The sequence below is a fragment of the Carboxydothermus pertinax genome, from assembly GCF_001950255.1.
GTDB lineage: Bacteria > Bacillota > Z-2901 > Carboxydothermales > Carboxydothermaceae > Carboxydothermus > Carboxydothermus pertinax.
The window spans coordinates 49,770-61,985 of sequence record NZ_BDJK01000009.1 but is presented as its reverse complement, the minus strand read 5'-3'; the positions used below and the strand labels follow the sequence as shown (position 1 = coordinate 61,985).

Annotated in this window: 14 protein-coding genes, 6 tRNA genes and 1 other RNA gene; 2 read left to right on the top strand and 19 right to left on the bottom strand. The window is 42.1% G+C overall.

The genetic code is table 11. From position 1 onward, the window contains the following. Positions 1–15 precede the first annotated feature (15 nt). Positions 16–147 carry a six-cysteine ranthipeptide SCIFF gene (gene scfA / locus cpu_RS03340; RefSeq protein ID WP_075858592.1) on the bottom strand — a complete coding sequence of 44 codons (132 nt, stop codon included), beginning with the start codon at positions 145–147 and terminating at the stop codon, positions 16–18. Between the two features lie 264 nt (positions 148–411). Between scfA and cpu_RS03335 the strand changes: the two genes are divergently transcribed. Next, a complete protein-coding gene (locus cpu_RS03335; protein WP_075858590.1) occupies positions 412–762 on the top strand; it encodes a coiled-coil domain-containing protein in 351 nt (116 codons plus the stop codon). Between the two features lie 142 nt (positions 763–904). Here cpu_RS03335 and cpu_RS03330 read toward each other — a convergent pair. The 11 genes from cpu_RS03330 to dnaX form a co-directional block, all read right to left on the bottom strand. Then, positions 905–979, bottom strand: a tRNA-Gly gene (locus cpu_RS03330). Between the two features lie 4 nt (positions 980–983). Next, positions 984–1,058, bottom strand: a tRNA-Glu gene (locus cpu_RS03325). Positions 1,059–1,068: 10 nt separating this feature from the next. After that, positions 1,069–1,144, bottom strand: a tRNA-Lys gene (locus cpu_RS03320). A gap of 76 nt (positions 1,145–1,220) precedes the next feature. After that, on the bottom strand, positions 1,221–1,691 hold the full coding sequence (locus cpu_RS03315; protein ID WP_075858588.1) for an HAD family hydrolase: 471 nt from the start codon (positions 1,689–1,691) through the stop codon (positions 1,221–1,223). Then, positions 1,691–2,548 (bottom strand): aminotransferase class IV, encoded by an 858-nt coding sequence (locus cpu_RS03310; protein WP_075858587.1) that lies wholly within the window; start codon positions 2,546–2,548, stop codon positions 1,691–1,693. Before cpu_RS03310 ends, cpu_RS03315 begins: the two co-directional genes overlap by 1 nt. A 2-nt stretch (positions 2,549–2,550) precedes the next feature. Further along, complete coding sequence (locus cpu_RS03305; protein WP_075858586.1) at positions 2,551–3,834, bottom strand: adenylosuccinate synthase; 1,284 nt, start codon at positions 3,832–3,834, stop codon at positions 2,551–2,553. A gap of 12 nt (positions 3,835–3,846) precedes the next feature. Continuing rightward, positions 3,847–5,232, bottom strand: coding sequence for an NAD(P)/FAD-dependent oxidoreductase (locus cpu_RS03300; RefSeq protein ID WP_075858585.1), 1,386 nt, complete (start codon positions 5,230–5,232; stop codon positions 3,847–3,849). Between the two features lie 99 nt (positions 5,233–5,331). Beyond that, positions 5,332–5,535 (bottom strand): pro-sigmaK processing inhibitor BofA family protein, encoded by a 204-nt coding sequence (locus tag cpu_RS03295; protein ID WP_075858584.1) that lies wholly within the window; start codon positions 5,533–5,535, stop codon positions 5,332–5,334. A 41-nt stretch (positions 5,536–5,576) separates the two neighbouring features. Next, complete coding sequence (recR, locus tag cpu_RS03290; protein WP_075858583.1) at positions 5,577–6,176, bottom strand: recombination mediator RecR; 600 nt, start codon at positions 6,174–6,176, stop codon at positions 5,577–5,579. A gap of 14 nt (positions 6,177–6,190) precedes the next feature. Next, positions 6,191–6,520, bottom strand: a complete 330-nt coding sequence (locus cpu_RS03285) for a YbaB/EbfC family nucleoid-associated protein (RefSeq protein ID WP_075858581.1) — start codon at positions 6,518–6,520, stop codon at positions 6,191–6,193. A 3-nt stretch (positions 6,521–6,523) separates the two neighbouring features. Beyond that, the gene (gene dnaX / locus cpu_RS03280) at positions 6,524–8,074 is read right to left on the bottom strand and encodes a DNA polymerase III subunit gamma/tau (RefSeq protein ID WP_077177148.1); all 1,551 of its coding nucleotides are present in this window, start codon (positions 8,072–8,074) and stop codon (positions 6,524–6,526) included. Between the two features lie 105 nt (positions 8,075–8,179). Here dnaX and cpu_RS03275 point away from each other — a divergent pair, with 105 nt between their 5' ends. Further along, positions 8,180–8,461, top strand: a complete 282-nt coding sequence (locus cpu_RS03275) for a DUF503 domain-containing protein (RefSeq protein WP_075858579.1) — start codon at positions 8,180–8,182, stop codon at positions 8,459–8,461. 431 nt (positions 8,462–8,892) lie between these two features. Here the strand turns inward: cpu_RS03275 and ffs are convergent. From ffs to cpu_RS03235, 7 genes are all read right to left on the bottom strand, one after another. Beyond that, an RNA gene (ffs, locus tag cpu_RS03265) (signal recognition particle sRNA large type) lies at positions 8,893–9,156 on the bottom strand. 35 nt (positions 9,157–9,191) lie between these two features. Next, positions 9,192–9,285 (bottom strand) — tRNA-Ser (locus tag cpu_RS03260). A gap of 84 nt (positions 9,286–9,369) precedes the next feature. After that, positions 9,370–10,128 (bottom strand): polysaccharide deacetylase family protein, encoded by a 759-nt coding sequence (locus cpu_RS03255; RefSeq protein ID WP_075858577.1) that lies wholly within the window; start codon positions 10,126–10,128, stop codon positions 9,370–9,372. Positions 10,129–10,264: 136 nt separating this feature from the next. After that, a tRNA-Ser gene (locus tag cpu_RS03250) sits at positions 10,265–10,358 on the bottom strand. 51 nt (positions 10,359–10,409) lie between these two features. Beyond that, positions 10,410–10,871, bottom strand: a complete 462-nt coding sequence (gene tadA / locus cpu_RS03245) for a tRNA adenosine(34) deaminase TadA (protein ID WP_075858576.1) — start codon at positions 10,869–10,871, stop codon at positions 10,410–10,412. A 22-nt stretch (positions 10,872–10,893) separates the two neighbouring features. Further along, positions 10,894–10,970 (bottom strand) — tRNA-Arg (locus cpu_RS03240). A gap of 42 nt (positions 10,971–11,012) precedes the next feature. Continuing rightward, positions 11,013–12,215 carry an aminotransferase class I/II-fold pyridoxal phosphate-dependent enzyme gene (locus cpu_RS03235; protein ID WP_075858574.1) on the bottom strand — a complete coding sequence of 401 codons (1,203 nt, stop codon included), beginning with the start codon at positions 12,213–12,215 and terminating at the stop codon, positions 11,013–11,015. Position 12,216 lies beyond the last annotated feature (1 nt).

Here is a 12,216-nt window from a genome sequence, read left to right as displayed (position 1 = left end):
TAGGTTAATCTTAGGTTAGTTCTGACAAACCTGATTTCCTACAGTGCAGGAAGTTTTGCAGGCCGATTGGCAAGATGCCTGGCAATTGCCGCAACCTTTACCCTCAAAATGGCTAAGACTTCCTTTTAAAGACTTAATATGCTTCATCTAAAAAACCTCCTTTGGCAAACTTTCCTTGATTATTATAGCTTAAAAGTTTTTGCAGCGTCAAATTTTTATTTTTCTACAATATTTCTATTTTAAACCAGTACTATTTTATGATAAGATTTTATTGAAGCTAATTTTAAAGCCAATACTCAGATACATTTGCTGAAAGAATAATAGAACTCAGACAAATCAAAGGACTAACCACAAAAAAACTTGCTTAAGGCTATTGGAAGAAGAAAATAACTACAGGTAGGTGATGATTACATGGATATTACCAAAACCGAAGCCCGCTTAGATCAAATTACGGACATGCTAACTGAATTAATCCGCATAGTCGGCAATACCAACGCCGCAGTAGAAGGGCTTAGAAAAGATGTAGAAGGGCTTGGAAAAGATGTAGAAGGACTTAGAAAAGATGTAGAAGGACTTAGAAAAGATGTAGAAGGACTTAGAAAAGATGTAGAAGGACTTAGAAAAGATGTAGACGAACTTAAAAGCGATATGAAAGAAGTTAAACAAACGCTTAAAGAACACACAGAAAAGTTAGATTATGTCCTGTTTAAACTTGCTCATCACGATGCCGATATATTCAATCTCAAGCGTATTAAACCATAAAGCAAAAATTACTCGCAGGTTACCCTTGAGGTTAAAAAAAACTGCTACCGCCAAAATAGATACGGCGTTAAAAAATGACACCAAAATGGCACCAAAAAAGGGTTCCGGCACCAACTAAAAGTCCCGGAACCCTTTTAATTTCTGGAGCGGGAAACGGGATTCGAACCCGCGACCCTCGGCTTGGGAAGCCGATGCTCTACCACTGAGCTACTCCCGCCAAATGGTGACCCCACCGGGATTCGAACCCGGGTTACCGCCTTGAAAGGGCGGTGTCTTAACCACTTGACCATGGGGCCATAAATAAAATGGTGAGCCATGGAGGACTCGAACCTCCGACACCCTGATTAAAAGTCAGGTGCTCTACCAACTGAGCTAATGGCTCATCCGTGCACAAATAATATTACAATAAATCACCCCTAGTGTCAACAATTTTTATTGAGAATTTATCCTGTTAATAATTAACAACGAAGAGTCGCCACCATTCGGCCTTTATTGGTTAATAGCTTTAAAGCATCTATCGGCGATTTAACTATGATATCGGCACTAAGTAAGGCCTCAATACTTGCCCCTTCTTCTTCAATAACTAAAATCCCTAAAGCTGCTTCTTTTAACATTAGCCGGTCATTATAACCATTTCCAATGGCTACCGTCTTCTCCGCTCCGAGCTTTTCTAAAAACTTACGTTTTTCTTGGGCCCCTGGCTCCCCCACTATTATTAATTCCACAAAAGGAAATAAAGCCAGTTCTTCCCTTACTTTTCCAAAGGTATCACGGGTTAAAACGTAAATTTTTAAAAATTTATTTAGCTCAACTAAAAGCTCTCCTACCCCGGGCAACAGTTTTCCGTCCACAGCAATTGTACCATTATAATCCAGCACCAGATAAGCCAGATTCAAAGTAAATCTTCCTGGAATCTCTACGGTTAACATTATCCTTCTCCCCTATTTTCAGCTATGTATTTTTCCAAATAAGCTTCGTATAAAGCCCATAAGCGTTTGGTTACCGAATAGTCATGTAATTCTCGCTGGTCGAGTTGACCTACGGGTATAATCCCCCGTACCGAATTGGTAAAAAATATTTCCGTTGCCCCATATATTTCTTCTACCGGATATTTCCCTTCAGACACCGGAATATCGGCGATTCGAGCCAGTTGTAAAATAAGCTCCCGGGCAATTCCAGGTAAAACCAGGTTTTTTTCAGGAGTTTTCAGTACCCCGTTTTTGACCCAGAAAAGATTAGCCATACTACCTTCGGCTAAATAGCCTTCTATAGTAAGCCTGATACCTTCGACAATCCCTTTTTTCTGACATTCTTTAGCCGCTAACACCTGGGGAAGCTGGTTTAAAGTTTTAATCTGCCCTATTACCAGTTTAGGCGGTAATACCGGTACAGAAAGAAACGCTGTTTTAATGGGTTTAAAATCCCTTGCCGGTAGGGGCGACAAACTCATTAATACCGTCGGTTCTAAATCCCTGGCTGGCAAAAGTCCCCGCTCGCTCTCGCCCCGGCTTACGATAATCTTTAAAACTCCATCGGCTACTTTCATTTCTCTTAAAAACTTGAAAACGGTGCTGATAAATTGCTCGCGGCTCAAGGGGAATTTAATTTCTAAAAGCTTAAGCCCCAAAAACATCCTTTGTAAATGCTTTTCCAACAAAAAAGGCACTCCGGAAAAAACGCCAATGGTTTCAAAGACTCCGTCACCATAGGAAAAACCCCGGTCAAAAGGGGATATTGCCGCCTTTTCCCGGGGAAGAACTTTGCCGTTTATAAATATTTTGTCCATTTCTAAAAAACCTGGTCTAAAATAATAGTTTGATCCCGGCGGGTTCCTACAGAAATAATAGCAACAGGAACGCCGGTAACTTCTTCAATTTTCTTTAAGTAATTCCTGGCGTTTTCCGGAAGGTCAGTAAGTTTTTTAGCTCCGCTAATATCTTCTTTCCACCCGGGAAGTTCCTCATAAACTGGTTCGCACTGGGAAAGTTCTTTTAAACTTGCGGGAAATTCCCGGATGATTTCCCCGTTAAACCGATAGCCTACCGCTATTTTTACGGTTTCAAGACCGGATAAAACATCAAGCTTGGTAACCGCAAGGCCGGATAAACCATTTACCCGAGCCGCATAGCGGGCAATTACCCCGTCAAACCAACCACAGCGGCGAGGCCGACCGGTGGTAGTGCCAAATTCGTACCCCTGTTTTCGTAAAAACTCGCCAGTCTCATCTAAAAGCTCTGTAGGAAAGGGGCCACTACCTACCCGCGTGGTATAAGCCTTTACCACTCCAATTACTTTGTGAATCTTGGTCGGACCAATACCGGCTCCAATACATGCCGCCCCGGCTACCGGGTGGCTGGAAGTAACATAGGGGTAGGTGCCATGGTCAAGATCCAGTAACGTCCCCTGGGCTCCTTCAAAAAGGATTTTTTTCCCATCCTCAATGGAATCATTTATAAGCCTGGAGGTATCGGTAGCATACGGCCTTATGATTTCGGCATATTCTAAATACTCCTGGTATAACTCATCAAAACTAAAGCCTTCTACCCCATAAATCTTTTTCAAAAGATTATTTTTTTCTTTAAGATTTAAAGCTAATTTTTCGGCAAAAAGTTCTTTATCTAAAAGGTCCGAGACCCGAATACCGGTACGGGATGCTTTATCCCGGTAAGCCGGGCCAATTCCCCGCTTGGTAGTACCGATTTTGTTATCTCCTTTATCTTCTTCTTCTAATTCATCAAGCTTTTTGTGGTAGGGCATAATGATGTGTGCTCTTAAGCTAATCTTTAGATTATCGGTATTTATTCCGCGTTCTTTTAAATATAAAAGTTCTTCTTTTAAAACTTTGGGGTCAATCACCACACCGTTGCCAATTACGCAAATTTTATCCGGGTATAAAATACCCGAAGGAATTAAGTGGAGCTTAAAAGAATTTTCCCCCACCACAACGGTATGTCCAGCATTATTCCCCCCCTGGTAGCGTACTACCAGGTCAGCTTTCTCCGCCAAAAAATCGGTGATTTTTCCTTTGCCTTCGTCCCCCCATTGGGTTCCAATTAAAACCACAGTTTTCAATTAAATTCCCCCTTAAAGGCGTTTTGCCAGCTCTCGGCCAATAACTACCCCCGAAGCGGATGCTTGCACCAGCCCCCGGGTAACTCCAGCACCATCGCCAGCGGCAAAAAGGTTTTGGATTTTGGTTTCCAAAACTGGACTTAACTCTAAGCGCGAAGAATAAAACTTTACTTCCACCCCGTACAATAAGGTATTGCGGTTAAATACCCCCGGGGCAATTTTGTCTAAAGCTTGTAACATCTCTACCAACGCCATTAAATGGCGGTAGGGAAAAACTAAGCTTAAGTCTCCAGGCGTTGCATCTTCCAAAGTTGGTCGTACCAGACCTTTTTTTAACCGCTCCTCGGTAGTCCGGCGACCATCAATTAAATCCCCAAGCCGTTGTACCAGTACCCCACCTCCTAATAAGTTGGCGAGGCGAGCAATGTATTTGCCGTAGGCAATAGGCTCTTTGAAGGGATGAGTAAAGGTTTTACTTACTAACAGGGCAAAGTTGGTGTTCTCGGTTTTCTTATGGGCATGGGAATGGCCATTTACGGTAATAATCCCATCGTTATTCTCCTGCACTACCTCTCCGTAGGGATTCATACAAAAAGTTCTGACTTTGTCTTCAAATGTTTTGGAGTAGTAGATGAACTTTGATTCGTAAACTACATTCGTAATTGGCTCAAACACTACCGCCGGAAGCTCCACCCGCACCCCAATATCTACCGGGTTAACAGCAGTTTTAAGACCAAGCTTCAGAGATTCTTTTAAAAGCCACTCGGACCCTTCCCGGCCTGGAGCTACTACCACTGCCGTACTTTCATAATATTCGCCAGAAGTGGTCTCTACTCCTTTTACTTTTCCGTGATTAACTAATATTTCTGCCACTTGCGTATGAGTGGCAATATCCACACCCCGGCTCAGTAGTTCCTCTTTCATTGCTGCCACAATCTCTAATGCTCTACCGGTACCTAGGTGCCTAATAGGCGCCGGCACCAGCCGCAAATCGGCTAAAACAGCCCTTTTTTGAATTTCCCGGATTTCTTCCTCCCGGTCCATCCCATAAACCACGTCCGGGGCGCCAAACTTAAGATATATATCGTCAACGTATTTTATGAGCCCGTTTAATTCCTTTTCTCCAATATATTCACCTAGATGCCCACCCACTTCGGTGGACAGGGTAAGCTTACCGTCGGAAACAGCTCCCGCTCCTCCCCAGCCGGTAACAATGGCACAGGGCTTACAGTTGATACACGGTATACCCTTTTCTTTGGATGGACAGATCCTTTTGTTAACATCAGGACCTTTTTCTAAAATTAATACCTTGGCATCGGGTTTAGTCTGGGTAATCTCCAGGGCGGCAAAAATTCCTGCCGGTCCTGCCCCAACGATTATAACATCATATTTTTTCATCGACAGGCCACCTCCTTGAAAACCCAATTTATAATAGCAGCTAGGTACAAATGTGTCAAGAAAAAAAGGGGCTAAAGAGCCCCTTTTTATGTGTATACTTTAAAGAACAAAAGCGATATAACGCAAGGCCGCCAGTAATAGTATCCCCGGTAAATCCAGGATTCCTGCAATAAATACAGTTACCGGGTTTACCGCGAGATGCCAGCTAAACTTTTTACCTATTAAATTAAATATCCCTAAAAAGATAAACCCTAAAACCATCCAAAAAAATATTTTCCTAAACACCATCCCCAGTAGCCGCACCGGACATCCCTCCGGTAATAATTATGCAAACCAGGGACAAGTTATTCCAAAATTCTTCGGCCTTCTAAGGCTTTTCGAAGGGTTAGTTCGTCCGCATATTCAATGTCGCTTCCCACCGGCAAACCGTGGGCAATCCTTGTTACCTTAAAGTTTAAAGGCTTTAATAGCGAAGCCAAATACATCGCCGTCGCTTCACCTTCAATGGTTGGATTAGTAGCAAGAATTATTTCATCCACCGGTTCTTTAGAAAGCCTAATTAATAATTCCCTCACCTTTAAATCTTCTGGCCCTATTCCCTTGATGGGAGACAGAGCTCCGTGCAGCACATGGTATATGCCGTTAAAACTGCCAGTCTTCTCTATTACCGCTACATCCCTTGGCTCTTCCACTACCATTAAAAGCTTCCGGTTACGGGAAGGATTTTGGCAAATAGCACAGGGGTCGGTATCGGTTAGGTTAAAGCAAGTAGAACAATATCTGGTATTTTTTCGGGCAGTTAAAATAGCAGTAGCCAAAGCCTCTGCTTCTTCCTCAGGGGTTTCCAAAAGATGCAAGGCAAGCTTTTGGGCAGTTTTAGGACCAATTCCCGGAAGCTTGGATAACTGTTCTATTAATTTGGCCACCGGTTCTGCAAAATACAACTTATACTTCCTCCTTAAAATAATCCAGGAAGATTTAAATTAAGTCCTCCGGTAATCTTACCCATTTCTTCGGCAACCATTTCTTTGGATTTTCTCAAGGCTTCATTAACTGCAGCCATAATCATATCAGACAGCATTTCCACATCTTCCGGATCCACCGCCTCTGGATTAATGGCTAATGATATTAATTCCTGCTTGCCGTTCACCACCGCTTTTACCATGCCACCACCAGAAGTAGCTTCCACCGTTCTTTCACTTAGTTCTTCCTGAAGTTTTGCCATATCCTGCTGCATTTTTTGTACTTGCTTTAACATTTTTTGCATATTTCCCATGTTGCCAAACATTTTTTATTCCTCCTCTTTGTTAATTATAACCACTTTATCTTCACCAAAAAGCTCCTTTGCCTTCCTAAGAGCTTTTGGTTCATCGGCCTTACCCGCTGAAGTAAGGCTTTTAACGTTAAAGGTAATTTTTAGTTCTTCCCCCAAGGACCCTTTAAACACTTCTTTAATAATCGCTTTTACCTGGGAACCTTTTTTATAGTGAAGAATCCAGTTTAAAGGCTCTTCATCTAGAAAAACTATTTTCAAACCATCACTGGTTTTAAAGGGAGTACCTTTACTTAAATTTATGGCTAGAGGCGGAGAAATTTCCCTGGTTTTTAATAGCACTTCTTGCCACTCCGGGGTTTGGGAGAGATTTACTACATTAGTAGCAATACTTTTTTCTTCTTTGGCTTTTTTCCCTTCGGGTTGCGGTTTTGAAATTGTTGTTACCCTGGGGGTCTGGACCTCTTTTGCTGGAGTTGGTGTAACAAAGTCCATCCCAGCATTTCTTGCCGCTTTTAATAATCCTACCTCCGCCCAAATTCTTGGAAAACTTGCCTGGCGTATTTCCCGTTCAAGGCGGGCTATTTCTTCCCACAGGAAAAATAGTTTATCACCGTCCCACTTATCCGCTTCTCCTTTTAATTCTTCAATTACATCAGGCATAAGCTCTTCGATATTTAAACCTGCTTTTATTAAATTTAAATAACGCACATACTGTAAAAGTTGCTGAATAAAAAGTTTTACGTCAAGTCCTCGGTCAACTACTTCCGCCACTTCATTAATAATTTTAGCCGTATCATTTTCCCGCAGGGCAGAAATTAGCTGTAAAATTTTCTGCCAACCTACAAAGCCCAGGACTTTTAAAGTATCTTCAACGGTTACTTGGGGGTTAAAAACCAGTACCTGATCCATCAAGCTTAAAGCATCCCTAAGCCCCCCTTCGGATGCCTGGGCAATTAAGTGCAGGGCTTCCGGCTCGTATTGTATTTTTTCTTTTTCTGCAATGTTCTTTAAATGCTCCCAAATGGTATTGGTACTTATTCTTTTAAAATCAAACCGTTGACAGCGGGAAACTATGGTAACCGGTACTTTGTTAAATTCAGTGGTCGCTAGAATAAAAATTACATGCTCCGGCGGCTCTTCTAAGGTTTTTAAGAGAGCATTAAACGCTTCATTAGTCAGCATATGTACTTCGTCAATGATGTATACTTTATATTTACCCTGGGCCGGAACCAGTTTAATGGATTCCCGAAGCTCCCGGATTTCATCAATCCCGCGGTTGGAAGCTGCGTCTATTTCAAAGACATTTAAAAGGCTTTGGTTGTTTATCCCAGTACACGAAGGGCATTCGTTACACGGCTCTCCGTTTATAGGGTGTTCGCAGTTAACCGCTTTAGCAAGCACTTTAGCGGTTGTAGTCTTACCCGTTCCCCGGGGACCGGAGAAAAGGTAAGCATGAGCCACCTGGGAAGTAGCTACAGCATTTTTTAAGATTTTAACAATGGTTTCCTGTCCTACAATCTCGAAAAAGTTTTTTGGCCGCCATTTGCGGTACAACGCAAGATACATAATCTTTCACCCGGAAATTTTAATCTGGTTAGATCCATCGTCTTTAAAATATAATAATATTAATATATAAGCCAATTAAGATAAAAAGGAGAAAGCTACGAATATATGATTATAGGTGTACTTACTTTAGAGCTTTATATCCCCCAATCCCAATCACTAAAAGAAAAGCGGATGGTCTTAAAAAGCATTACCGAAAAAATAAAGTACCATTATAACGTTTCCATCGCTGAAGTAGGAAACCAAAACCTCTGGCAGAGGTCAACTTTGGCTTTAGCCGCAGTTTCTTTAAAAAAAGACGATTTAGAAAAGGTTTTCGGCAAAATTGAAAACTTAATTGAACAAAACGGTAATGTTTTAATTACTGAAAGGGTTAAAGAATTCATTTAAGTTTGGGGCGCATAAAAACGATATAAACTATTATTCCTAGGGGAAAAGTTATAAATAAAAGGGTGGTTGCAACTAAACCTGCTAAGAAACCTTTTTTATTGCGAATCCCCAACCCTATGTAGAGGGCAAGAAAAAAGTTTACCAGGATAATCCAGGGACTCGACCATAAAATAAGATATTGGGAAAGCAAAGTTTTTCCACCTCTAGCTTATTTATGTTTTAACTTCCGTCTCCGCTAAAGCATGGATTATTATCCCATCCTGAATATTTACATTATTACCGGAAAACCCCCAGAAGGGTTAGAAAATAGCATTTAAACCCTACTCACCATTTTATATATATTTTAATATTTTTTAGGGAAAAAAAATAGCCTTAAAGCCCTAAATTAAAAAGGAGGTACCATTTTCCGGATACCTCCCAAAAATTTAATGCCGTGCCTCTGCCGTCGAGTTTATCGTACGAGCGTTACCCCGGTAGTTAACTCGATTCAGGCACCCTTGCGGCACCCGGAGTTGTTTCCCTTAGTGCTGCTTCCTTCCGGACCTGACACGGTTCGGGAATCTCCGCTGCGCAAGACCCAAATCTCATTGCTACTTGCCAGGGCCAGACCTCACAAGGTAAACCCTCGGGCAGCCTTCAGCCCCGCTATAGCGGATTGCGGGTACAGGGCACCGCTACCTCCCCGCCTAGCACGGCAAATTTTAACAATTCCTTTTAAATTATAAATTAATGGCGGAGAGGGCGGGATTTGAACCCGCGAGACAGGGATTGACCCGTCTACTCGCTCTCCAGGCGAGCGCCTTCAACCACTCAGCCACCTCTCCGCGTGCTTGAACACAAAATTAAATATTTAATTCCATGCAGATGATATTATACAATTATTTTACCCCACTGACAAGGGGGCAGGATTAATTACCACGGATTTTAGTAATAAATCCGGCTAAGCCATCACTCCCATTTATCCTTATTCTTTTCCACAAATAAGGATTTTGACTTTTTGAAGCTTTTCCGTACCTGGTTGTAACAGCACCTAAGTAGTACTTGCGAACTTCCTGTTCCACCTGGGTATTTACTCTTCCAGAAGGATAGCAAAAAAATTCAACCGGTGCATTAAGAAGCTTTTCTAAAGTTAATTTTGACTGCTTTAATTCATAAGCAAGTTGCTTCCTCGAAATTTTTGTTAAATCCAGATGGTTTACGGTATGTGAGCCTATTTCCATCCCGGCCGCATACAATTGTTTAACCATTTCCGGTTTTACAGCCGTCGGCTTCTGAAAACTTCCGGTAATGATAAAAAAGGTAGCTCTCATTCCCCGCTCTTTTAAGGCTGGCAATACAATATTATAAGCACTAATATTGCCATCATCAAAGGTTAAGACAATAGGCTTACTGGGCAACGGTTTATTTTCATACCAGTAGTCGTAAACATCTTTCAAACTTACGGTATGATAACCATTAGCTTTTAGCCAGTCTAACTGTTTTAAAAAAACCTCGGGCTGTACATAAAGTTCAGGCCATGAACCGGAAGGCTTACCAATAATATGATACATTAAAATTGGTACTGCTGAAGGTTCGGCCGTTTTTTCAGCTCCAAGAGAAAAGGTTAAATTAAAAACCAAAAAAATAAACACCAACAATACATAAAGCTTCTTTTGATAATTAAACATTATAATGCCATTTCTCCTTAAATAAATTAAATCGAGTAAGCTATTTTAATTTAAATTTACCATACTCGATTCGGCAGTTTATAGTTGAATTTTTGCGTTTGCTGGCATTATCTTCCAAGCTTGTACTAATGAAAACTGGCGGAGAGAGTGGGATTTGAACCCACGAGGCGGGTTTTGGCCCGCCTACTCGATTTCGAGTCGAGCGCCTTCGACCACTCGGCCATCTCTCCGCACTTTTTATGCTTAGTTATTTTAGCATAATTTTACCTGGTGGACAATAATTAAAATTTTCCTCTGTTCCTTTTTTCCCTGAAAAAATCTGTTATTATTTTACTCGCCTCAGCCGCAAGTACCCCGGATATCACCTCTACCCGGTGGTTTAAACGCGGATTGCGCACTAAATCAAATAAGGTATCTACCGCTCCCGCTTTTAGGTCAGGAGCTCCGTATACCAGGGTTTTGATCCGGGCCTGATAAATAGCTCCGGCGCACATCGGGCAGGGCTCTATGGTGACATATAACGTGCAGTCTTTTAACTGCCAGTTTTTTAAACTCCGGGCAGCTTCTTTTAGGGCAATAATTTCCGCATGGGCCGTAGGGTCGGCCAAAGTTTCCCGCAAATTATACCCCCGGCCAATGATTTCACCCTTTAAAACCACAACGGCACCCACCGGGACTTCCCCCTGGAGTGCCGCTTTCTCTGCTTCCTTTAAAGCTTCAGCCATAAATTTTTCGTGGTCCATAGTATAATCACCTAAAATAACATGGTGCGCCCGGGAGGACTCGAACCACCGACACGCGGTTTAGGAAACCGCTGCTCTATCCACCTGAGCTACGGGCGCACTTTTTTGCAAAAATTATTTTATGCCAAAGATAAATACCTGTCAAGATAGTAATTTTTGTAAGGCTTCGGCAAAATCTTCCTTTAAATCTTCAATATTCTCAATTCCCACGCTAACCCTTACCTGGCTGTCAGTAATATTAAGAATTTGCCTTTCATTAAGAGGTGTTTTTTGGTAAATAGTTGAGTCTAAATGACAGACCAGAGTTCGGACATCGCCGATGTTAGTAGCAAGCCGCGCTATGTTAAGATTTTTTATAAAATTAAAAGCTGTCTCTTTATCTTTAAAACTTAATACAATTAAATTTCCGCCCTTGCTAGCAAGATATTTAACACAATTTTGCTGCTCCGGGCTTTCCCCAAGACCCGGGTAATTAACTTTTATTTCCTGAAAGCTCTGTAGGAACTCGGATAGCTCCCGGGCGTTTTGCACCATTCGTTCCATTCTTAAAGCCAAAGTTTCACTTCCAATTAATACTTGCCAGGCAGCAAAGGGAGATAGACACATCCCCATATCGGAGGCTAATTCTTTTTTGATATATGCCGAAAAGGCAAGGGGTCCTGCTTCCCGCTTTAACGGGAAGAGATTTTGAAAACGCTCATCCCATTCAAAGTTTCCGCCATCGACAATACACCCGCCAATGACCGTACCCTGCCCGGATATATACTTCGATAAGGAATGAATAACAATATTGGCCCCCAAAGAAAGGGGTTTCACCAAAAGAGGGGCTACAGTATTGTCCACCACCAGAGGAATTTTTTTCTCTTTTAAAAGCGACGATAATTCCGAAAAGTCCGGAACCTTCAGGGTAGGATTGCCAATTGATTCCACAAATACCAGGCGAGTATTGGGGGTTAAATGCTTTTCTATTAATTCGGGGTCAGGGGACGGCAACAGTTTATAGGTTATACCACAGGTTTTAGCTAAGTTTTTTAATAAATTTAAAGTCCCGCCAAACAACCCGGCACAAACCAAAAATTCTGCACCGGGCTGGGCAAAAGCCATAAAGGTAAGGGCGATAGCCGCCATTCCCGAGGAAGTGGCAGTGGCCATAGCTCCCCCCTCGAGCCGGGCAACCTTTTCTTCTAAAACCGCGACCGTAGGATTGGCCACCCGGCTATAAAAAAAGCCGGGGGATTTGCCGCCAAAAATTTGTTCAAGCTTTTCCGGCTCTTTATAAAAATAAGCAGTCTGTAAGCTTGGACCTTCTACCGCCCGGCTTACCAAAAAAGTTTCAACGCGCACT

What these genes read in the sequence shown, in the direction of transcription:
- cpu_RS03255 (WP_075858577.1), bottom strand. Translation starts at nt 10,128, where the DNA reads ATGTTTAATTATCAAAAGAAGCTTTATGTATTGTTGGTGTTTATTTTT.
- cpu_RS03300 (WP_075858585.1), bottom strand. Translation starts at nt 5,232, where the DNA reads ATGAAAAAATATGATGTTATAATCGTTGGGGCAGGACCGGCAGGAATT.
- cpu_RS03315 (WP_075858588.1), bottom strand. Translation starts at nt 1,691, where the DNA reads ATGTTAACCGTAGAGATTCCAGGAAGATTTACTTTGAATCTGGCTTAT.
- tadA (WP_075858576.1), bottom strand. Translation starts at nt 10,871, where the DNA reads ATGGACCACGAAAAATTTATGGCTGAAGCTTTAAAGGAAGCAGAGAAA.
- cpu_RS03310 (WP_075858587.1), bottom strand. Translation starts at nt 2,548, where the DNA reads ATGGACAAAATATTTATAAACGGCAAAGTTCTTCCCCGGGAAAAGGCG.
- dnaX (WP_077177148.1), bottom strand. Translation starts at nt 8,074, where the DNA reads ATGTATCTTGCGTTGTACCGCAAATGGCGGCCAAAAAACTTTTTCGAG.
- cpu_RS03275 (WP_075858579.1), top strand. Translation starts at nt 8,180, where the DNA reads ATGATTATAGGTGTACTTACTTTAGAGCTTTATATCCCCCAATCCCAA.
- scfA (WP_075858592.1), bottom strand. Translation starts at nt 147, where the DNA reads ATGAAGCATATTAAGTCTTTAAAAGGAAGTCTTAGCCATTTTGAGGGT.
- cpu_RS03285 (WP_075858581.1), bottom strand. Translation starts at nt 6,520, where the DNA reads ATGTTTGGCAACATGGGAAATATGCAAAAAATGTTAAAGCAAGTACAA.
- cpu_RS03335 (WP_075858590.1), top strand. Translation starts at nt 412, where the DNA reads ATGGATATTACCAAAACCGAAGCCCGCTTAGATCAAATTACGGACATG.